The following is a 19,797-nucleotide window of genomic DNA, read 5'->3' as shown; positions in this document are numbered from 1 at the left end:
GTGCTACTTCCTTGTTTCAATGTGGTTGGATGAATCCGCCGTGGCCTGGGCATCGGCACTTTCCCAGCCGCCGCCCAGCGCCAAGAACAGCGCTACCTGGTCGCTTGCCAGCTGGGCGTCGCTGGCCGTGAGTGCGCTTTCGGCCGAGGCCAGCGAGCGCTGGGCGTCCAGCGTGGTCAGGAAATCGGTGCGGCCATAACGGTACAGTTCGCTGGCCTGGCTTGCTGCCAGGGCGCTCTGCTCGCGCGCTGCCTTTAGGGCTGCGTTGCGGTCCAGCTCGCGTGCATAGACTGTCAGTGTCGTTTCGGCCTCGCGCAACGCATTGAGCACGGTGCCATCGAAGCGCGCCAGTGCCGCCTCGCTGGACGCCTCGGCCTGGGCGATGCGTCTGCGGGCGGCGCCATTGACCGGTAGCGACCAGGAAATCAGCGACCCCAGGCTCCAGCGCAAGGCATTGCCGGCGCCGAAGCCGGCCAGCGCGCCGGTGCTGCCGGCCGGCAGGCCCAGTGTGATGCCGGGATACAGGTCCGCGGTAGCGACGCCAATGCGCGCGCTGGCGGCCGCCAAGCCGCGTTCGGCCTGGCGGATGTCGGGCCGGCGCCGCAGCAGCGCCGCGCCATCGCCCACCGGCACCGGGAAAGCCAGGCGCGGCGGGGCTGCGCAGCGGCCAGCGCTTTCGGGCAGCTTGCCGGGCGTTTCACCCAGGAGCGCGGCCAGGCGCAACAGTGCCCCACGCTGTGCCGCCTGCAGGGGCGGCAGCGCCGCGCGCAGCTGCTCGGCCTGGGCCTGGGCGCGGCTGGCGTCGAGCGCGGTGCCGCGACCGGCGGCAATGCGCCTTGCGGTCAAGTCCAGGAAATCCTGCTGCAGGCCGAGTGAGCGCTGCGCTACGCCGATCTGGGCGGCGGAGGCGCAGACATCGACATAGGCCCGCACCGTGCCGGCAGCGACGTTGATCCGCGACAGGTCGTAGGCCGCGGCCGCAGCGCCGCTGTCGGCGTCGGCTGCCTCGATGGCGCGGGCAATCTTGCCGAACAGGTCGACCTGATAGGACACCGAGACGCCGGCGTCGTAGGAAGCGGCATCCGGCAGCGCATCGGGCAGCCCGCGCGCCGCGGCCGACGGCCGGCCGTAAGCCGGTGCGGCGCTGATGCCGAGCGCTGGCCGGCCGGCAGCGGCGACTTCCTGTTCCAGCGCGCGGGCGCGCCGCAGATTCGCGGCGGCCGCACGCAGATCGGCATTCGCGGCTAGCGCCTGTTCGACCAGGCGATCCAGCGCGGGGTCACGGTACAGCCGCCACCAGTGCGGCGGCAACGGTGCGGCGCTGTAAGGCGCCTCGGCGGCGCCGGCGAACGGCGCGGCGGCGGAGGGCTTGGCGATCGCAGCCTCGTCCGGCACCCGGTAGTCGGGCCCAACCGTGCCGCAGGCGGTAAGCAGGGACAGCAGGAATGCGGCAAAGGCTTGGCGTGGCAGTGAAGTACTCATTGCAGCGCCACCCGCTTGTCCTGGCGATGATGGACGTCCACCGTCACTGTCTGTCCCGATACGAACCGCACGCCTTCAGGCACCTGGTGCAGCGCAATGCGCACCGGAATACGCTGCGCCAGCCGCACCCAATTGAAGGTCGGGTTCACGTTCGGCAGCAGGTTGCCGGCGGTGTTGCGGTCGCGGTCGGCGATGCCCTGGGCGAAGCTGTCGACATGGCCGCTCAGCTGTTCTTTCGTGCCCATTAGCGACACGCTGACCGGGTCGCCCAGGCTGATGCCGGGCAGCTTGGTTTCCTCGAAATAGCCTTCCGCATAGAAGGAATTGCGGTCCACCAGCGCCAGCACCGGATGGCCGGCGCTGACATAGGCGCCGGCCTGCAGGTCCAGATTGGTAACGATGCCGTCGCTGCTGGCTGTCACCCGCGTGCGGTCGAGATTGAGCTGGGCGACGTCGCGCGCCACCAGCGCTTGGTCCAGCGCAGCGCGCAGCTGGTTGACCCTGGCCTGGCCCTGTTCGCGGTTTTCCTGCGACACCAGGTTGCCGAGCTGGCGATTGCGGCGCGCCTCGTTCTCGGCCTGGTCCAGCGCGGTGCGCTGCGCCTGCAGCGAAGCCTCGGCCTGGCGCAGCGCTAATTCGAAGCGGGCGCGGTCGATTTCGAACAGCGTCTCGCCCCTGGAGACCTGCTGGTTGTCATGCACCAGCATGCGCGTCACCTGGCCGGTGACGTCGGGCGCGACCTGGATCACGTTGGCCTTGATGCGGCCGTCGCGGGTCCAGGGCTGGACTTGGTAGCGTTGCCACAAGCCCGTGCCGGCCACCGCCGCCGCGCCGACAGCGACCAGGGTAAGCAGCACGCGGCCCATGCCTGAAATGGGAAATTGCATATTGACCTCGACTTCAAATCTTTAAAAAGCGGCACAGCATGCCCAGCACGACGATGAACATCGCCAGGTCGAACAGTGCGGGATGCCACACCAGCCGGTAAAAGCCGGCACGCGCCAGCAGCCAGGACAGGCCGCGCGACAGCAGCAGCGCCAGCAGCGCCATGAGCAGCAGGGATGGCATGTAGATGCCGTAAAGGCTGACTTCGCCTGTCATTGTTTCGCCTCCGTTGTCCGGTTGATCTGCGCCGGCGCGCCGGCCGGGTAGGTCGCGGCGTCGGGAAAGAGGCCGCGCCGTATGCCCACCAGCGCGGCCGCCGCGTCGATGCGGGCGGCGTGTGCGCTTGCGGATTCGGCACAGACACCGGCCAGCGCCGCGTCGAGTTGCCGCAGCAGCCCGGTGTCGGCGCGCTGCTGCAGGACATGGCCGGTGCGGAAATGGCTGGCCAAGTCCTGCAGCAGACGCGCCAGCGCCGGCTGCTGCAACTGCAGCTGAGGCGCCAGGCGCCGCAACTGCGCGACGTTCAGGCCAATGCGCAGGTCGCCGAAGGCATGCAGCGCGTCCAGGCTGGCGCCGTTTTCCTGGCCGCGTGCCGCTGCCATCGCCAGTCGCGGCGTGAGCATGCCGATCCGGTCCACCATGCGCACCGATACCGCTTCCACCGAAGGCACGCGGCGTTCGCCTGCCAGGCTGGCCAGTTCGCGCCAGCCGGCGCGCAAAAGCCGGCGCGCGGTCCAGTCGACACTGACCGAGCGCAGCAGGCGGGTAAACACCGCCGCGGCGGCGATGCCGGCCAGCTGCGCCAGCATGCTGTTGATGAAGGACACCAGGTCCAAGGTGCCGGTGTCCTGCATGCTGAGCATGCCGGCCACGCCGAACAGCATCGCCATCGCCGCGCCGGTGGTCGCCGGCCTCGCCACGTAAATGCCCAGCAGCAGGAAGCAGGGGGCCACTGCCAGCATCAGCATCTCGAAGCTGTGCACTGCCGGCATTACCAGCAGCAGGTACACCGCCGATATCGGAATCGATGCCAGCGTGTAGTTGAAGAACAACCGTATGCCCGGCACCGGGTCGTCCTGCGTGGCGAAGAAGCAGCAGAACACCGCCGCCATCATGGCCGCTGCCGATCCGGCCGGCCAGGCGGTCAGTATCCAGAAGGCGCAGCAGGCCAGGATGGCGATGACCGCGGCCGCCGCCGACAGCAGCGCCATGCCGGGATCACGATGCAGTACCCACGGCCGCGACCCGGCCACCCGTGGCCTGGCCGGCTGCCTGCCATGCAGGCTGTCGTCGAGCGCCGCGCGCAGGTCGGCGCTTTCGGTGCACAGCCGCAGCAGCGCATGCAGGCGGCAGGCCAGGTTGACCTGCAGCAAGTCGGCCCAATTGGATGCCGCCGTCAGCCCCGGACGCAGCGTGTCGATTTCTACATGCAGTTGCCCGGCCATGCCTCCGTTCGCGCTGGCGCCAGCTTCGTTCCAGACGACGATGCGTTGCAGAAGCGCCTGCCAGCGCGATGCCGCATCGGCGTCGGCGTTCGCCTTGCGCAGCGCCTGCAGCCTGTCCTCGATGCCGGCCAGCAGGGGCATCATCAGCGCCAGCCTGTCCTGCAGCGCGTTGATGGTATTGCCGGTCCAGCGCAGGTTCGATGTGTCGAACGGCAGATGGGTCGCCATCACGCGCAGTTCGGTGATGTCGCCGGCCAAGCTGCGCCGCTCGCCTGCATTGCTGCCTGCGCCGAGCCCATCGCGCAGCCAGCGCCGGGCATCGTCCAGCGCGCGGTCCAGACGCGCCAGCAGCGCCGGCGCCATGCTCTGCGGCAGCACCACGCTATGGATGAGGGTGGCGCAGACGATGCCCAGCGTGATTTCCTCGACCCGCGCCAGCGCCACGTCGAACACGGTGTCGGGCGCACCCACAGCCGGAAAGCCGATCAGCGCCGCGGTATAGCCGGCCAGCATAAAAACATAGGAACGCGGCGTGCGGTCGTGCAGCGAAATGTACAGGCAGACCCCGACCCACAGCGCCAGGGCCAGCGCCAGCAGTTCCGGCGCGTTTGACAGGCGCGGCACCAGCAGCACGGTCGCCATCGAGCCCAGGATGGTGCCGCTGACCCGGTACAGCGCCTTGGAACGCACCGCCCCGGACAGCGGATTGGACACCACGTAGGCGGTCAGCATGGCCCAGAACGGCCGCGGCAGGCTGATCGACATGGCAAGGTAGAGCGCCAGCATCGCGGCGGCAAAGGACTTGGCCGAGAACAGCAGCTCGGCGCGACTGGGCAACTTCACGACGCGCGCCGGCTCCCGGCGGCGTCTTCATAGGCGGATATGGCCGCTTCCAGGCGGCTCAGCACGCTGGCGCATGCAGCGATGTCATTGCGCGGTATGCCGTCGAACAGCGTGCGGCGAAATGGCACCAGCGCCTGTTCCAGCCGGGCGGCGCAGTCGCGGCCACGTTCGGTCAGGTGTAGGGTGCGGGCGCGGCGGTCGCTTTCATCCTCGCGCCGCTCGACCAGACCGGACACAATCAGTTGGTCGATCACCCGCACCAGCGAAGACGGCTCCAGCCCCAGCGCCTCGGCCAGCGCGCCGGGACGCACGCCGTCGCCCATCCTGCCGATCATCACCACCGGCCAGGCGGTTGCCTGCGACAGCCCGAAGCCGGAGGCAACTTGGTCGGCCACCGCCTTGTAGCTGCGCGACACCGCCGTTAGGGCCATCGTGAGGCGCATCAGTTCCTGGTCGAAGTTGTCCATTTCAGAATCTGTAATAAGAATTAGTTTGCATACGAAATGTTAGCATACAAAGTAAATCCCTGCAGGCGGGCCCGACACATTCCGGACACACTGGCGTGACAATTGGCGCGGAAAATGACCTCTTTGGCGCGCAGGGCGGACGCCGCCGCCCGATCGCCGTTGTCCGTTGTTAAAAGGAGGATGCAGCCATGACCAGACAATCAATGTCATCTAGCACGGGCGCGAACGAGGCGGCAAAGGACGCCGCAGCGCGTCCCGTGCCCGAACTGGTGGCGCGCCTGTATGCGGATGCGCCGCCAGCCGAGAAAAGCCGCCTGCTCGAGCCGCTGCTGCGGCCGCTCGGCCTGCTGTCGCTGTTTGCGCTGGCCGACGGCGCATTCGCCCGCATCTGGCTGCGCAACGGCGCAAGCGAATTGCGGGTCAGCCCAGACGACGCCCAGACCATATCGGCAGCGCATGTCGCCGAACTAGTGGGTTATCTGGAGCAGGCCAGTGTCGAGGCGCTGGATGGACTTTGCCAGGTGATCGGCGCTTCGCCCCTGCTGGCCGGGTCGGCGAGCGCAGTGCTGGTCGTGCTGGTGCTGCGACGCCTGCGCGCCCGGCATTTCGTCTGAGGTGCGCTGTGCGTTAAGGACTACGCCGGAGCCTTGCCTGACGACTCCCTCATGTGCGCTGCATGCAGTGCTGCAGCGCGAAGCGGCGCACCGTTTCCAGCGCCGGATTATGGCTGTCGGCCCGCCATGCCAGGTAGATCTCTGCACGGATCGCGCTGTCCCAGAGCGGCTTCAGGACGACGTCGGGGATCTGCAGATGCCCGGCCGAGGCCGGGACGATGGCCACGCCCAGGCTCTTGCGCACCATGGACAGGATGGTGTGGTTCTGTTCCAGGTATTGCGCATGCGGCGGGTCGATGCTGGCTGCCGTCAGGAGCGCCGTGATCAGGTTGTAAAAGTACTTTCCCTCGTCCGGCGAATGCATGATCAGCGGCTCGCTGCGCAAGTCGGCCGGCTCGATGCCTTCCTTGTTCGCCAGCGGATGCGCACGGTGCACCGCCAGTAACAGCGGCTCGGACAGCAGCAGCGCCTTGGAGAACGGCGATTGCGCGCTCAGGGGCCGCGTGAAACCCAGGTCGATCAGGTTGGAGGAGAGCGCCGCGGCCTGTTCCAGCGACACCATTTCCTTCAACACAATATCGATTTCCGGCAGCGCCGTGCGTGCGGCGGCGAGCAGGTCGGGGATGAGTTCATAGCCTGCCACCGCGGTAAAACCGAAGATCACCCGGCCGGCCTGGCCCTTGTCGATGCGGCGCGCCTCGGTGGCGGCCTGGTCTGCCTGCTTCAACAACTGGCGCGCATTCAGGTAGAAACTTCGCCCGGCAGTGGTCAGCGCGACCGAGCGGGTCGACCGTTCCAGCAGGCGCACGCCGACCGCATGTTCCAGCAGCTGGATCTGGCGGCTCAGAGGCGGTTGCGTCATGAACAGGCGCGCGGCGGCGCGGCCGAAATGCAGTTCCTCGGCAAGAGCAACGAAGCAGCGCAACTGGAAGAGTTCGAACATTTATACAGTTTCTGGATTAATCGATTCAGCATCTAGCTTAGACTAAACTTAATTCCCTTTCTACAATGCCTTCCATCCCGCTGCGGCCGGCATTACCGCTACAGCATCGGGCCGGCGCCCCGGGCGCCATCCAACCGCTGGCCAGCATGGCCAGTCACGAACACCAATCTGGAAGGATCGAGCATGAAGAATTGGAATGCCGCCGGTGTGTCATTGATTGCGATGGCCTGTCTCGGACCCGGCATGTCGGGCGCCAGCTGGGCGCAAGGCTTTCCGTCCCGGGCCATCACCATCGTCGTTGGCTCCAGTCCCGGCAGCACGACCGACGGCCTAGCCCGGGCCGTCGCGCAGGAAGTCACCGCGGCGACGAAGCAGGCCGTGATCGTAGAGAACAAGCCTGGCGGCAGTGGCGGCATCGCGGCGCAGTCGGTGGCCCGCGCTGCGCCCGACGGCCATACCGTGTTCATGACCACCAATACCACCCAAGCCGCCAATCCTTTCCTGTTCAGGAAGCTGAGCTATGACCCGGTAAAGGACTTCACGCCGGTTGGCGCGCTGGTCAAGGGTTATCTGCTGATGGTCACCCATCCGGGCGTGAAGGCAAAAACCGTGTCCGACTTCATCGCGCTGGCGAAGAAGGAGCCGGGCAAGCTGACTTTCGGATCGGGCAGTTCTTCCGCTCGTGTCGCCGGCGAACTGTTCCAGCAGATGACCGGCGTGCGCATGACCCATGTGCCCTACAAGGCCAACCCGAATGCGGTGCTGGACCTGGTCGGCGGCCAGATTGACATGATGATCGTCGACCTGACCACCAGCCTGCCGCAGGTGCGCTCCGGCCGTCTCAATGCGCTGGGCGTAACCAGCCTGCAGCGCTCGCCCCTGGTGCTCGACCTGCCGACCCTGAATGAAACCGGCCTGCCGAACTACCAGATCAGCTACTGGAATGCGCTGTACGCGCCGGCCAATACGCCCGAGCCGGTGGTGAGGACATTAAACCAGCTGATGCAGAAGGCCATGCAGTCGGAGGCGGTGAAGCGCTTCGTCTTCCAGAACGGCATGGAGGTGTTCACCTCGTCGCCGGAAGAACTGAAGCAGTTCCAGGCCGCCGAACTGGAACGCTGGGGCAAGATCATCCGGACGGCCGGCATCGAGGCGGAATGAATCGCTCGGTGCAGCGCTGAATCTTCACTACCCAGGCAACAAGCAAGGACAACAATGAAACCTGAAATTCTGCAGCTCAATCCGATCCTGGTCCCGTCGATCAACGACAGGTTCGACGCGCTCTACACGATGCGCCGCTACTTCGAGCAGGACGACAAGGAAGCCTATATCCGCGAAATCGGCCCGCGCATCCGCGGCGTGATTACCGGCGGCCATACCGGCATCAGCAGGGCACTGATGGCGCAACTGCCGGCGCTAGCGATAGTGGCGGTCAATGGTGTCGGCACCGATGCGGTCGATCTGTCCTATGCACGCGAACGGGGCATCCCGGTCACGGGCACCTTCGGCGCACTGACCGAGGACGTGGCCGACATGGCGCTGGGTCTAATGCTGGCGGTATGCCGCAACCTCTGCACGGTAGACCGCTTCGTGCGCGACGGCATGTGGGTGAAGCATCCGCAGCCCGGCGCGATCCCGCTGGCGCGGCGCTTCAGCGGCATGCGGGTCGGCATCGTCGGTATGGGCCGCGTCGGCCGCGCCGTAGCCGCCCGCGCCGCGGCGTTCGGCTGCGCGATCGCCTATACCGACCTGGCGTACATCGACAGCCTGCCGTGGCAATTCACCGGCAACTTGGAGCAGCTGGCGGAAGACAGCGACATGCTGGTGCTGTGCGCCGCCGCCGACAAGGCCGAGGGCATCGTGAACGCGAGGATATTGCAGGCGCTGGGCAGCGACGGCTACCTCGTCAACATCGCCCGCGGCAGGCTGGTCGATGAAACCGACCTGGTCCACGCACTGCAAACCGGCATGATCGCCGGGGCCGGCCTGGACGTGTTCGTCGATGAGCCGCATGTGCCGGCCGCGCTACTCAACATGGACCGGGTCGTGCTGCAGGCCCACCGCGCCAGCGCCACCGTCGAGAGCCGCACCGCAATGGGCGAGATGGTGCTGGACAGCCTGGCCGATGCGCTTGCCGGTCGGAGGCCGGAGAACAGCCTGACGACCTGAAAGCGCCCGGGAAAAGTCCATGGCATGTTCGCGTTGTTTTGCCCTCCTTGCTGCCTGGCCCTGACGCGCCGGCACGCCTGGCCTGACACGGCCACGCGCATCGTGTCAGACGCTCCAGGCACACCTGCGCCAGCCACCGTCCGAATGCAGGCATAATCCTCCAGACCCAGACCTGCGGGCGGTAGCCGTCATGCGCCCGCCCGCCTATAACAAGGAGGAGACATGACAGAAACATGGCGCCTGTCGGCAGCGGAGCTGGCTGATCGCATCAGGGCGAGGCAACTTTCGGCGCGGGAGGCGGCGCAGTCGGCGCTGGACCGGCTGGCCGCGGTGAACCCGGCCATCAATGCCGTTGTCGACTGCCGGCCGGAAGAAGTGCTGGCCCAGGCCGACGCAGTCGATGCAGCGCTTGCGCGCGGCGAAGATCCCGGCATCCTGGCCGGCGTTCCGGTCACGGTGAAGGTCAACATCGACCAAGCCGGCCATGCGACCACCAATGGCGTGACCCTCCAGCGCGACCTGATTGCCGCGAGCAACAGCCCGGTTGTAGACAATCTGCGCAAGGCGGGCGCCGTGATCCTCGGGCGGACCAATACGCCCGCATTCAGCTACCGCTGGTTCACCAGCAACCAGCTGCATGGCACCACCCGCAATCCACGCGACCCGCTACTCACGCCCGGCGGCTCGTCCGGCGGCGCAGCGGCAGCCGTGGCCAGCGGCATCGGACATCTGGCCCATGGCACCGACATCGCCGGTTCGATCCGCTACCCGGCCTACGCCTGCGGCGTGCACGGGCTGCGCCCGAGCCTGGGCCGCGTGCCTGCCTACAACGCCTCGCTGCCCGAACGCGCCATCGGCCCGCAACTGACAGCCGTGTCTGGTCCGATAGGACGCACCATCCGGGATCTGCGGCTCGGTCTCGCCGCCATGTCCGCGTTCGATGCGCGCGATCCATGGTGGGTGCCGGCGCCGCTGGAAGGCCCGGCCCTGCCCAGGGTGGCAGCGCTGTGCGTGCGGCCGGATGGCCTGCAGGTTGCGCCTGAGGTCGAGGCGGCATTGCAGGACGCCGCCCGGCGGCTGCGCGAGCGCGGCTGGCGCGTCGACGAGGTCGAGCAGTTGCCGCCCTTGAAGGAAGCGGCCGATCTGCAGATTACGTTGTGGATGGGCGACGGCTATGCGGCCATGGAGGCGGCCGCGATCCGGGAAAATGATCCCGGCGCGCTGGCGGCGCTGGCCGGCCACAAGGCCCGCGCCGCCGCGCTCGACTTGGCCGGCTTTTCCCAGACGCTGACGCGCCGGGCCACGCTGCTGCGGCTGTGGCAACAGTTCCTGTTGGACTACCCGCTGGTACTGCTGCCCGTTTCGGCGGAACTGCCTTTCCCGGACCAGCTGGATTTGCAGAGCGACGCCGCCTATAACCGCGTATGGGCGGCGCAGATGACGCAGATCGGCCTGCCATTGCTCGGGCTGCCTGCCTTGAGCGTCTGCACCGGCATGCATGGCACCGGGCCGCTCGGGGTGCAGCTGGTGGCGGCGCGCTATCGCGAGGACATCTGCCTTGCCGCCGGTGAGGCGATAGAGCAGGGCGGCGTCGCGCTGACGCCTGTCGACCCGGCCTGAGGTCGCCGGCAACGCCTGCTCGTGCTCAGTGAGCTGTATTGCCGCATGCTGGAGCCGGGCCTTCCTGACGTAGCGGGATGGTTTTTCCAACTGATGCGGTGGCACGTGCCCGTAGCTGGCCGCATCCGGCGTCAACGTCCTGGCCGGCGGAATCGCGTAGCTTGGTCAGTACGCCGCGCTGATGGAGCGCCCGCGCGATTTCCCGCGAGCGCTCCCAGCTGGGCCTGGCAAACGGCAGTCCCGGGACTGTGTTGTAGGGAATCATATTGAGTACGGCATATTTCCCCTTCAGCAGGGCAACGATGCCGTCGAGCTCATCCTGTCCGTCATTGACGCCCTCCATAAGCGTCCATTGATATTGAACCGGGTAGTGCGTGTGCCGGGCATAGTCTTCGCCCAGGGCGACCAGGTCGGCCGGGTCGATGCGCGGCGCTTTGGGCAGCAGCGTCGCCCGCAGGGCGGGCTTAGTGGTATGCAGGGAAAGCGCCAGCGCCGGCTTGACCGTGCTCATTAGAAGGCGCCCGAAGACGCGGACATCGCCCACGGTGGAAAATACCAGGTTCTTGTGCCCGATGTCACCTTCCGTGCCCAGGAGGTCGATTGCCTCCAGCACATTGTCCAGATTGTGCGCCGGTTCTCCCATCCCCATGAAGACGACTTTCCTTACCGCTCTGATCGAGCGCGCTAGAACCACTTGTGCCACGATTTCGCCGCTGGTTAGCTGCCGGATCAGGCCAGCGCGTCCGGTCATGCAAAACTGGCATGCAACGGCACAACCTACTTGGCTGGATACACATACACCGCCGCGCGGCAACAACACGGTTTCTACCATCTGGCCGTCACCCAAACTGACAAGCAGGCGGGCCGCCTCCCCATCGGCAGTATGGGTAGACACCAAGCGGGCGAGCGCAGCCAATTCAGCATCGATTTCCGGCAACGCGTCCCGTAAAGCCCTTGGAAAAAAGTCGGCGGGATGGCGCCGCCCCTGATGGTGTGGCCGGACTTGCACCCAGTCGCGAAGGACACGTTGCTCATGGAGGGGTAAAGCGCCAAGTTGTTTCAGGCGTTGACGGATTATTTCAATATTCATAACAATAATTCAGCCAAGGGGAACTATGATAGCTCATCACTACCAATGAAAAAGTCGCTCATTATCACCGGTGCGCCGCCGTGTGGAGCAAGTCGAGCGTCCGCGTCCAAATGTCACTGATTTTCAAGGCAGGCGTGCATACGCCGAGCGCATTGGCAAAATTAACATCAGCAAACGCACGGAAAGTCTGACTTAGCTGGGAGATCGGATTGCTGATAAGGCACCACACCGGCGCCATGAAAACCGGTTCTCATTAAAGGCAGAGAGCGGGGATAAACATTATTCCTCGGGGAATATTGGGAGTGGAGCCTAAGCCGACTGGTCTGGCAGGCACCGCAAGCCAGACTAGTCATTGGACGAGCGGGCGCACAAGTGGTGCCATCGATAGCCGTTTAGAAAAGCCAGTACCCGTCATCGGCAGCATTTCTGTTCCATGTACGCAACACGGCCGAGCACGGTCGGGGCATTGCCAGCTACTAAGACGAGACCCCTCGCAATGTCTGACAACGACTACTTTGCTGCGGTGACTGGCGACTAGTCGAAAAACGGCTAGATATTTCCACTGTGAAATATTTCAATTCTTTGTGAATCAATGTTTCCAAAAAAATATTGATGGATAGCCATATTTTCTCTAGGCATGTTGCTCCAAGTGAAATAATATATGTGCATACGGCAACCCGTCGGTTTGTCCGCCCTCTGCCAAACGAGAAATGAGGCCCATCATGACGCCAGCTTACCCAATGTCAGTAACAGCTTCGGAACAACAGCATTCGCGACTTGACATGAAATCAATGAAAGCCGAGGCGCTGCCTTTTACGATACGCGTAGTAAGCAATGCGAGTGATCTTGAAAAGGCAGTGCGGATTAGGCACGCAGCTTATATGCGTCATGTGCCTGCATTTGCGCAGGCATTAAAAATGCCGGAACGTTCTGATTCGGAATTGGGCGTCGTGGTATTGCTTGCCGAGTCAAAGTTCGACGGGTCGCCTATTGGCACTATGCGTATTCAGACCAATGAATTTAATCCTTTAACGCTGGAGCAGTCGGTGAATCTGCCGCATGCGTTGACGAGCCAGCGCTTGGCTGAGGCCACTCGTCTCGGCGTTACACAGGAACGCGTCGGCCGCATGGTGACAACCGCTTTGTTCAAGGCTTTCTTCCTTTATTGTCAAAAGCAGCGCGTCGACTGGATGGTGATTACTGCACGGTCGCCGGTTGACCGTCATTATGACCGCCTGATGTTCAAGGACGTGGACCCAGAAATGGGCTATATTCCATTTAAACATGTTGGAAATCTGCCGCATCGGGTCATGTCTTTTGAAGTGGGCGCGGCGCACGACCTGTGGTTGAGTGCTAAACATCCCCTCTTTAATTTCGTTTTCCGGACCTATCACGCCGACATTGATGTCAGTGCCACCACACTGTACGAATCGCGAATCCCGCAAAGAGCAACGACTGCAGATACTGCAATGATGATCGCTTGACCGCAAATTCTAGTTCTTTACTTCAATAGTCAATTAAGTTACCCTGTGGAAATATTGATGCGACTAAATAGTCGTGTTGCGTTTCTGTTACACAGGGAATAATAAAAAGATGACTATTTCTTCGATAACGGAGCCAGCACGTAAAGTCTTTGCGTGCCTGTGGCTGGAATCCCTGCTTTATCGCCTTTCTGCCTACGTGTTGCCTGCAGCGATAGCCTTGCTATCGCTGGTTGCACTGCTCTTCTGGGAGCCACACTACTCAACGGCGGGCGCCCAACAAGTAGCGTTTCGCGTCCTTGAACAAACGTCGGGGCAATTGTCTTTGCCTGAAGCGAGACAACTGGTCAGCCAGCAGGCTAGTCGCCAATACTTCGATACCCGCTTGTCCGAGCAGCCGTTCTGGCTCAGCTTTGAAGTTAAACCTAATGTCGATGGGATGCCGATTGCGATCGAATTCCCGTCCCGGCATAGCACTGCCATTAGCTGCTGGGATGCGCAGTCGCTGACGGAATTAGGAAACGCCAATCGTAGCGAAGTTGCCGGCGACATGGCGCTGGTAAGGGCGGGCTTTGTGTTGCAATTGGGAAAAATAGTCGCACCCCGGAAAGTGCTTTGCAAGCAAGAGTTTGTGGGTCCAGCTAGGCTGGAGGTGGCTGAATGGTCCACCTCGGAATTGCGTTATGCGGCACGTGCTTTCGAACGTTACTCCGGACTGCTGGACGGCGGATTACTTGTGCTAGCCATGTTCGTCGTTGTCACCGCTATCATTAACCGGGAAAGCACTTACCTTCTGTTCGCCGCATGGTTGTTGATGAATCTGCGCATGGCAGCATTGTCTTCTGGTTGGGATGCGCAATGGCTGGGGCACACCGTTCCGCTCGACTGGATGACGCGCGGACGTTCGGTAAGCTTGGCCTTGTATTACGTGTTAACTTTTACTCTGTTTCGCACATTGTTCCGCGACGAGTTGAACAAGCTGGGGCATTCGTATGTGCTTAAGGTTACCGAGTTGATGTGTGTGCCGTTGTTGATAGGCGGAGCCCTTCTGTCATACAAGACTTTCCTTCCGATGTTATGGGCCTTTACGGCTTTTGGTACTGTGGTCCTGGTGTTTTTCCTGACCCGCATTCTCGTCTTTCGCATCACGCCTGTCGCGATCTGGTACACCGCTTCGCTTTCCATTACGCTCATTTCCAGCCTTTATGAAGTGATATCAGCTGCCGCAGGGCTCAAGGGCCTGATTGGTACAGTAAATTTTGTTACAGCATCCTTGTCGTCGAGCCTTTTGGCTGCGCTAGCGATTGCAGCGCAGTTACGAATGAAGCATCAACAGTGGGTTGAGGCACAGACCGAATTGAGGGAAACATACAATGCCATGCCTATCGGCCTATTTACTCTCGACCTGACGGGAAAATTCGTTGCAGTCAATCCAGCATTGCGCAACATGCTAGGTGTACAAGAAATCAAGTTAGGCAATGATGAATGGTCCACTTATTTCGACAAGGGCGCGTGGTCAAGCCTTCACCGCATGGTTACCAACAGCCATAATGGCGACTTGGAAATCGGCTGCAATGGTAATTTTCCAGGAGAGCGCAAACGCTTCCTGGTGAAGGCAACGCTGGCGAGGGGCAAAATCGATGGCTCGTTGCAAGACATCACCGCCCGGGCAAAGGCCACAGAAGAATTGCAGTTCATGGCCAATAACGATCCTTTGACAAAGGTGCTGAATCGACGCGGCATCGATGCGTTGCTTGAAGTCACACTGCGTGAGAATACAAAGGCAGCGCCGACCATGCTTGCCTATCTCGATCTCGATCGATTTAAGTTGATCAATGATCTTTACGGTCACGCAGCAGGCGATGAAGTGTTGAAGCAAGTATGCGATCGCATCAACGCCATGCTAACGGGCGAGCAAAGAGTGGGCCGCGTCGGTGGGGACGAATTTGTAATTGTCTTTCCAAATACGCCAGTGGCCGTGGCGGTTTGGGTTTGCCGGGGGCTGGTGGATAGCTTGGGCACGGGGCCTTATCATTTGGGCGACAAGGCATTTCAGGTGCGCGGGTCTATTGGGTTAATCGAGGTCGATCCCGGCACAAAGATAAAGGATGCGGTCTCGACTGCTGATCGTGCCTGTCGCGAGGCAAAGGCTGGAAGCAATGGCTTAGTCGTGTATGAGAAGAATGCCAAAGCTTTCCGTGAGCGCGAAGCAGAATTGAGCTTGGTGGAAAAAATATCCAGTTCGGGAGCACCTGAAGGACTGTTTCTCGAAATGCAGCCCATCATGTCGCTCAAAAGTCCGCACGAGTCGCTTAACTTTGAGGTCCTGCTTCGCATGCGTGATCAGGACGGCAGCATCATTCCTGCCGGTCGCATCATTCCCGCAGCCGAAAGCAGCGGGAGGATAGGAATGATAGACCGCTGGGTACTGGCCACAACCCTAGAATGGGCCAGTGTCCACCATAAGGAATTGACCCGCACGCAGTTCATTTGCATGAATCTGAGCGGCGCGTCATTAAACGATGAGCGTTTTGTGCTGGACGCTTTTGACATGTTGGAGAAAAACAGGCATTCGGCTAGTCTTCTTTGTCTCGAAATTACGGAAAGCGTCGCTCTGCACGACCTGGAAAATACGCGGCGCTTCATTGACCGTGTGCGCAGCTATGGTGTGAAAATCGCGCTGGATGATTTCGGCGCTGGTTACACTTCCTTTTCCTATCTAAAGGACTTGCCGGCAGACGTGTTAAAGATTGATGGCAACTTCATCGTGAACATGAATGCGCATCCGGCGAATGTGGCCATCGTCGAAGCCATCGTCAACCTTGCTGGCAATCTTGGCATGAAAACCATCGCCGAATGGGCAGAAGATAATGCTACTGTGCAGACCTTAGTTGAAATCGGCGTTGACTATGTTCAAGGTTACGCCGTATCTCGCCCGCAGTCGTCCGCTAGTATTCTTGCCGCTGAGTCTTCAGCAGCCTTTATCCAAAACAGCGAGCTGAAAAGCTATGCGAAAACGCTTAGTATTCTGACTGAGACGCCAATTCCCCTTCCAGCAGGAATCACACTCATCTCCTCCGATGGGATGTTACTGTCGAAGTAAAGAAGAAACCATGCTAGATGGCGCCGTGTAGCGCCTTTTATGTTGTATTGCTTTCTCTACCAAGGTAGCTGATGCGATGCGTCTATGTATTTCATGGGCTGTGTAACCAGCGGAACAGTTAGCAAGCCTTGCACCGTGGTCTAGTGCAAAGTGATGCTGACAGCCTTGAACGTCTACTCATGCCAACAGTCTTGAGAATGGTATATTCCCATTTAATTGCTTATCATCATTAATGGCTTTGAAGTAACAAATTGTACGAACTTGAAGGAAAAATAGTTAAGGCCATCATTCCGCCCCGGTTTTTGTATACATGATCGAGCTTAGCAAATACCATGTTGCTTTCTCTGTCGACAAAAGTCTTCATAATGGCTTTTCTAAGTTTCCCATGGCAAACCGATCTCACTTGCTCCGCGACGCAATAGAAGATTTGATTGCCACCGGCGTGTTCCGCCCGGGAGATCATCTGGATGAAACGGAACTTGCCAAGCGTTTCGATGTGTCGCGCACGCCGATACGCGAGGCGCTCATTCAACTCGCATCCATGGGGCTGGTCGTGATACGGCCACGACGCGGTGCGATCGTGGCCAAAGCGGCTCCAGAGCAACTAGTTGAAATGTTTGATGTCATGGCCGAATTAGAGGCCATGTGCGGCAGACTTGCCGCACGCCGCATGTCTGCCACAGACCACGACACACTCAAATTAGCGCACGAAGCCTGCCGCCAAGCTTGTTTGGCAGGTGATGCCGACGCTTACTACTACAAAAATGAACAGTTTCACGACGTAATATATACCGGCAGCCATAACACTTTTCTGGCGGAGCAGGCCCGTGCGCTGCACCGAAGGCTGCGACCTTATCGTCGTCTGCAATTACGGGTGCGCAATCGGCTTCCCACCTCGTTTTCGGAACATGAGCAGGTCGTCAATGCAATTTTGGCCGGAGACGGCGACTTAACTGCTAATCTGCTTCGGCAGCACGTTCTGGTGCAAGGCCAGCGTTTCGCTGACTTGGTTGCTTCCTTGTCTCAACTAAGCACACGTGCTGCATGATTCTTCAGCGACATGGACATACTTGGACCTTAACGCCAGCGACGTGGCATCCGCTGAGGGACGGCACCCCGACCCATGCGCTTTTGGACCTGCTTCCATAAAAAGCTGGCTAACGCCAGCATGATCATTTTTCGCATGACTTTATCCGATGCAGTGAAATACGGAATAGTCATTTTTGCACCAAGTGACTTATGAAGGGGGCGCCCACGCGGCATCAGTGACGATTTGCGCAAAGGCTAGGCGTTGAATAGGGACATTAAACAATACGAGGCGAACATATGCGTTATTCAACGGACCTAAACAACGTCTTGATAACTCAACACGATACGACGGTACCGCACCATACTGTTGATGTCTAGCAAGCCCAGCCAGCGCGCCACCTCTTCTTCAGTTTTCCCTTTACGCAGTTGCCGTAGCGCGAAGGTGTGGCGCAGCTTAAACAGCCCGCCGGCGTCCTTGCCGATCTTCGCCGATTCGAGAACGTCCCGGCTGGCTTCGAAGCAGCGGGTATGTGACCACTGCGTGCCACTCATCGTTGATGGAAACACGTAATTTCCAGGAATAACTTGTTGAGCCCGTATGCGAAGCCAGAACGCGAGCTGGCGGCCCGCCCAGTCCGCCACTGGGGTTTCCCGCGCGGGCGAATTGCCATTGCCTTCAATCGCAAGTTTCCACGGTACGCCAGCACGCCGCCCGCCCGTTGTGATGACGCCATCCATTTTCAGGCTGCGAATATCGCCGGGCGCCAGACCAGCACCTAGCATCAATGCAACGGCGGTGCGGTCTCGCACCGTTTTCCAAGTCATTTTTTCCTTGCTGTCCGGCTGCGGCGCGCGGGTCAGATGTGCAATCAGTACCCTTGCCTGCATTTCGTCGAGATAATCGGGTGGCGGATCCTTGTCGGCGGCTTCCGCATATTTATATTCGGGGCGCTCACGTAATAGGGCTGCGGCCCGGTTCGCTTCTTCGCCATCAAGCTTTGCCTGAAACTGGGTGATGCGTTGAATCAGCACTAGATAACGGTTTGCATAACGGGGAGACAGATAGCTGCCATGCGTCGTCTGCCGTGGATGCTCTGGATCCGGCCCGCTACCGCGTATCGTTAAGAAGGTTTCGAGATCGGAGACAGTTACATCGGCCAAAAGAAGGCTGCGCTCGGCGCAAAATTTCGCAAATGCTTGCCACATCTCCCGATAAACGTTCATTGACTCCGCTGACAATGCACGTTCGCTCTTAGCACGAGACCGCGATGTCTGGCGATGCGCGAGCCAAGCTTCAAAGCTGTTGTTCAATGCTTCTTCGGTCTGCCCGGCATCAATGTCGAAGAGTGTTAGGTTTCTCGTCATTTACATCCTCCCTTGCATCCCAATCGAAAAGAAAGTTCACAAAACAATGCTACCATCGAATTAACGCCAGAGAAATTTGTGACCGTTTAACGTTCATTGGAGGAGCAGGCAGCCACGATTGGACGCAGGATGCTAAGCCATGTCTACGCGTGGTGAAAAAACTGTTTGCAGATGCATTTTGGCTTGCACAGTGCTCTTGAACTGGGGACGATGTTGATTACCAGAGCGTGCTGATACTGGCCATCCACGCATGCGCAAAAGGTAGCAAAACGCGCTACGCGGGCTTAATCACTTACCCCAAAGGCAGAGAAGAACCGGTCTTCAAGTACCTGGAATCGGCTCGCGCTAACTGGCCGTTGCAGGCGTAGCAACTTCAGTACGACCTGTATCTGTGCATCTTCAAGGGCAGGCCTTATTGTGATGGCACTTCAAACTTAGCCAATGTATTAAAAAAATTTACAACACCGAACTGCAATCTTAATTGTAGTGATATTACATATCGCGGTATTATCTGCGGCGCCTGGTTTGTGTCAGTTTTCAATGGAAAGTTATAAACCGATGCGGGTCATTACCGATCACCAGAATAATCGCAAAACTGCCTGGTCTTTTCTCAACGCAAATCAACTTAGGTCCCAATCATGACTATCGCTCTCATTCTCAAGAACGCTACTGGCTCGCTGTTCCCGGTCATTAACCCTAGACAAGGCAAGCCTGTCCTAGAAGGCTTCGTGGAATTCTCGCTCGACGACAAAAAGGACGGCGCAAAACTTCGTCTGGAGGTCTCCGCATGGCTGAAGAATAAGGACGGCAAAAATTTCTATTCTCTGAGCATCGGCGGCATCTCGGCTGCACTGTTCAAGGAAAAGGAATCGGCCAACGACAAGCTGCCGGCCTACGCAGGCACGTTCGGTTTCGAACGCGAACTCCGTCTGGCAGCTTGGAAGAAAACCGCTAATGGCTCCGGTAAGCCGTATCTGTCCTTGGCCATTTCGGAAAAGTCGAACACCGGCAGTACTACCATCAACGCTTCATCAGCTAGTGCGGCGCCCCAAAGCGCTCCGCCAGCACAGCAGCAGAAATCACCGGCCAGAACTGGCGTCGAAGCTCCTGACTTCGATTTCGTCTGACCGTTGTCTCAACTTAACCGACCCCGCGGACATCTTTCCGCGGGTTCTCTTTCAGCGCCAGCAGCAGTGTAAGAGCCACCTCACACCTCACCGTTTTTCCGCATTCATCGCAATTTTAATTCATAACCTCTATA

General features: G+C 60.4%; 16 protein-coding genes. 8 read left to right on the top strand and 8 right to left on the bottom strand.

Going from position 1 to position 19,797, the window contains the following annotated elements:
* Positions 1–3: 3 nt before the first annotated feature.
* Genes KTQ42_RS20425 through KTQ42_RS20405 form a run of 5 tightly spaced genes read right to left on the bottom strand, consistent with a single transcriptional unit; the run spans position 4 to position 5,122 of the window.
* Positions 4–1,482 carry a TolC family protein gene (locus KTQ42_RS20425; protein ID WP_217347435.1) on the bottom strand — a complete coding sequence of 493 codons (1,479 nt, stop codon included), beginning with the start codon at positions 1,480–1,482 and terminating at the stop codon, positions 4–6.
* Positions 1,479–2,369 carry an HlyD family secretion protein gene (locus KTQ42_RS20420; RefSeq protein ID WP_249223020.1) on the bottom strand — a complete coding sequence of 297 codons (891 nt, stop codon included), beginning with the start codon at positions 2,367–2,369 and terminating at the stop codon, positions 1,479–1,481. Before KTQ42_RS20420 ends, KTQ42_RS20425 begins: the two co-directional genes overlap by 4 nt.
* A gap of 13 nt (positions 2,370–2,382) precedes the next feature.
* On the bottom strand, positions 2,383–2,583 hold the full coding sequence (locus tag KTQ42_RS20415; RefSeq protein WP_217347434.1) for a DUF1656 domain-containing protein: 201 nt from the start codon (positions 2,581–2,583) through the stop codon (positions 2,383–2,385).
* Positions 2,580–4,655 carry an FUSC family protein gene (locus KTQ42_RS20410; RefSeq protein WP_217347433.1) on the bottom strand — a complete coding sequence of 692 codons (2,076 nt, stop codon included), beginning with the start codon at positions 4,653–4,655 and terminating at the stop codon, positions 2,580–2,582. The genes KTQ42_RS20415 and KTQ42_RS20410 overlap by 4 nt, the downstream gene beginning before the upstream one ends.
* Positions 4,652–5,122 carry a MarR family transcriptional regulator gene (locus tag KTQ42_RS20405; protein WP_217347432.1) on the bottom strand — a complete coding sequence of 157 codons (471 nt, stop codon included), beginning with the start codon at positions 5,120–5,122 and terminating at the stop codon, positions 4,652–4,654. Before KTQ42_RS20405 ends, KTQ42_RS20410 begins: the two co-directional genes overlap by 4 nt.
* Before the next feature lie 188 nt (positions 5,123–5,310).
* Between KTQ42_RS20405 and KTQ42_RS20400 the strand changes: the two genes are divergently transcribed.
* Positions 5,311–5,736 (top strand): hypothetical protein, encoded by a 426-nt coding sequence (locus KTQ42_RS20400; protein ID WP_217347431.1) that lies wholly within the window; start codon positions 5,311–5,313, stop codon positions 5,734–5,736.
* A gap of 49 nt (positions 5,737–5,785) precedes the next feature.
* Here KTQ42_RS20400 and KTQ42_RS20395 read toward each other — a convergent pair whose 3' ends face one another.
* On the bottom strand, positions 5,786–6,679 hold the full coding sequence (locus KTQ42_RS20395; RefSeq protein ID WP_217347430.1) for a LysR family transcriptional regulator: 894 nt from the start codon (positions 6,677–6,679) through the stop codon (positions 5,786–5,788).
* Between the two features lie 183 nt (positions 6,680–6,862).
* Here KTQ42_RS20395 and KTQ42_RS20390 point away from each other — a divergent pair, with 183 nt between their 5' ends.
* From KTQ42_RS20390 to KTQ42_RS20380, 3 genes are all read left to right on the top strand, one after another.
* On the top strand, positions 6,863–7,840 hold the full coding sequence (locus KTQ42_RS20390) for a tripartite tricarboxylate transporter substrate binding protein (protein ID WP_217347429.1): 978 nt from the start codon (positions 6,863–6,865) through the stop codon (positions 7,838–7,840).
* A 54-nt stretch (positions 7,841–7,894) separates the two neighbouring features.
* A complete protein-coding gene (locus tag KTQ42_RS20385) occupies positions 7,895–8,848 on the top strand; it encodes a 2-hydroxyacid dehydrogenase (protein WP_217347428.1) in 954 nt (317 codons plus the stop codon).
* A 222-nt stretch (positions 8,849–9,070) separates the two neighbouring features.
* Positions 9,071–10,468, top strand: coding sequence for an amidase family protein (locus tag KTQ42_RS20380; protein ID WP_217347427.1), 1,398 nt, complete (start codon positions 9,071–9,073; stop codon positions 10,466–10,468).
* 25 nt (positions 10,469–10,493) lie between these two features.
* On the opposite strand, the gene KTQ42_RS20375 is transcribed toward KTQ42_RS20380, so the two are convergent.
* Positions 10,494–11,558 carry an RNA methyltransferase gene (locus KTQ42_RS20375; protein WP_217347426.1) on the bottom strand — a complete coding sequence of 355 codons (1,065 nt, stop codon included), beginning with the start codon at positions 11,556–11,558 and terminating at the stop codon, positions 10,494–10,496.
* A gap of 722 nt (positions 11,559–12,280) precedes the next feature.
* Here KTQ42_RS20375 and KTQ42_RS20370 point away from each other — a divergent pair.
* The 3 genes from KTQ42_RS20370 to KTQ42_RS20360 all read left to right on the top strand — a co-directional run bounded on the left by KTQ42_RS20370 (position 12,281) and on the right by KTQ42_RS20360 (position 17,190).
* Positions 12,281–13,042, top strand: coding sequence for a hypothetical protein (locus KTQ42_RS20370; protein ID WP_217347425.1), 762 nt, complete (start codon positions 12,281–12,283; stop codon positions 13,040–13,042).
* A gap of 109 nt (positions 13,043–13,151) precedes the next feature.
* Positions 13,152–16,142, top strand: a complete 2,991-nt coding sequence (locus KTQ42_RS20365) for an EAL domain-containing protein (RefSeq protein WP_217347424.1) — start codon at positions 13,152–13,154, stop codon at positions 16,140–16,142.
* 385 nt (positions 16,143–16,527) lie between these two features.
* The gene (locus tag KTQ42_RS20360; RefSeq protein ID WP_217347656.1) at positions 16,528–17,190 is read left to right on the top strand and encodes a GntR family transcriptional regulator; all 663 of its coding nucleotides are present in this window, start codon (positions 16,528–16,530) and stop codon (positions 17,188–17,190) included.
* Between the two features lie 296 nt (positions 17,191–17,486).
* Here the strand turns inward: KTQ42_RS20360 and KTQ42_RS20355 are convergent, their stop codons facing one another.
* Positions 17,487–18,536 carry a site-specific integrase gene (locus KTQ42_RS20355; RefSeq protein ID WP_217347423.1) on the bottom strand — a complete coding sequence of 350 codons (1,050 nt, stop codon included), beginning with the start codon at positions 18,534–18,536 and terminating at the stop codon, positions 17,487–17,489.
* Between the two features lie 638 nt (positions 18,537–19,174).
* Between KTQ42_RS20355 and KTQ42_RS20350 the strand changes: the two genes are divergently transcribed.
* Positions 19,175–19,663, top strand: a complete 489-nt coding sequence (locus KTQ42_RS20350) for a hypothetical protein (RefSeq protein ID WP_217347422.1) — start codon at positions 19,175–19,177, stop codon at positions 19,661–19,663.
* Positions 19,664–19,797 lie beyond the last annotated feature (134 nt).

It is taken from the genome of Noviherbaspirillum sp. L7-7A, from assembly GCF_019052805.1.
Lineage (GTDB): Bacteria > Pseudomonadota > Gammaproteobacteria > Burkholderiales > Burkholderiaceae_D > Noviherbaspirillum_A.
Note: the sequence above shows the minus strand (reverse complement) of the source record. Positions and strands in the feature narration are given on the sequence as shown.

Coding starts and splice junctions, on each gene's coding strand:
- KTQ42_RS20390 (WP_217347429.1), top strand. CDS start 6,863: ATGAAGAATTGGAATGCCGCCGGTGTGTCATTGATTGCGATGGCCTGT.
- KTQ42_RS20400 (WP_217347431.1), top strand. CDS start 5,311: ATGACCAGACAATCAATGTCATCTAGCACGGGCGCGAACGAGGCGGCA.
- KTQ42_RS20405 (WP_217347432.1), bottom strand. CDS start 5,122: ATGGACAACTTCGACCAGGAACTGATGCGCCTCACGATGGCCCTAACG.
- KTQ42_RS20380 (WP_217347427.1), top strand. CDS start 9,071: ATGACAGAAACATGGCGCCTGTCGGCAGCGGAGCTGGCTGATCGCATC.
- KTQ42_RS20395 (WP_217347430.1), bottom strand. CDS start 6,679: ATGTTCGAACTCTTCCAGTTGCGCTGCTTCGTTGCTCTTGCCGAGGAA.
- KTQ42_RS20420 (WP_249223020.1), bottom strand. CDS start 2,369: ATGCAATTTCCCATTTCAGGCATGGGCCGCGTGCTGCTTACCCTGGTC.
- KTQ42_RS20370 (WP_217347425.1), top strand. CDS start 12,281: ATGACGCCAGCTTACCCAATGTCAGTAACAGCTTCGGAACAACAGCAT.
- KTQ42_RS20415 (WP_217347434.1), bottom strand. CDS start 2,583: ATGACAGGCGAAGTCAGCCTTTACGGCATCTACATGCCATCCCTGCTG.
- KTQ42_RS20425 (WP_217347435.1), bottom strand. CDS start 1,482: ATGAGTACTTCACTGCCACGCCAAGCCTTTGCCGCATTCCTGCTGTCC.
- KTQ42_RS20375 (WP_217347426.1), bottom strand. CDS start 11,558: ATGAATATTGAAATAATCCGTCAACGCCTGAAACAACTTGGCGCTTTA.
- KTQ42_RS20365 (WP_217347424.1), top strand. CDS start 13,152: ATGACTATTTCTTCGATAACGGAGCCAGCACGTAAAGTCTTTGCGTGC.
- KTQ42_RS20350 (WP_217347422.1), top strand. CDS start 19,175: ATGACTATCGCTCTCATTCTCAAGAACGCTACTGGCTCGCTGTTCCCG.
- KTQ42_RS20360 (WP_217347656.1), top strand. CDS start 16,528: ATGGCAAACCGATCTCACTTGCTCCGCGACGCAATAGAAGATTTGATT.
- KTQ42_RS20355 (WP_217347423.1), bottom strand. CDS start 18,536: ATGACGAGAAACCTAACACTCTTCGACATTGATGCCGGGCAGACCGAA.
- KTQ42_RS20385 (WP_217347428.1), top strand. CDS start 7,895: ATGAAACCTGAAATTCTGCAGCTCAATCCGATCCTGGTCCCGTCGATC.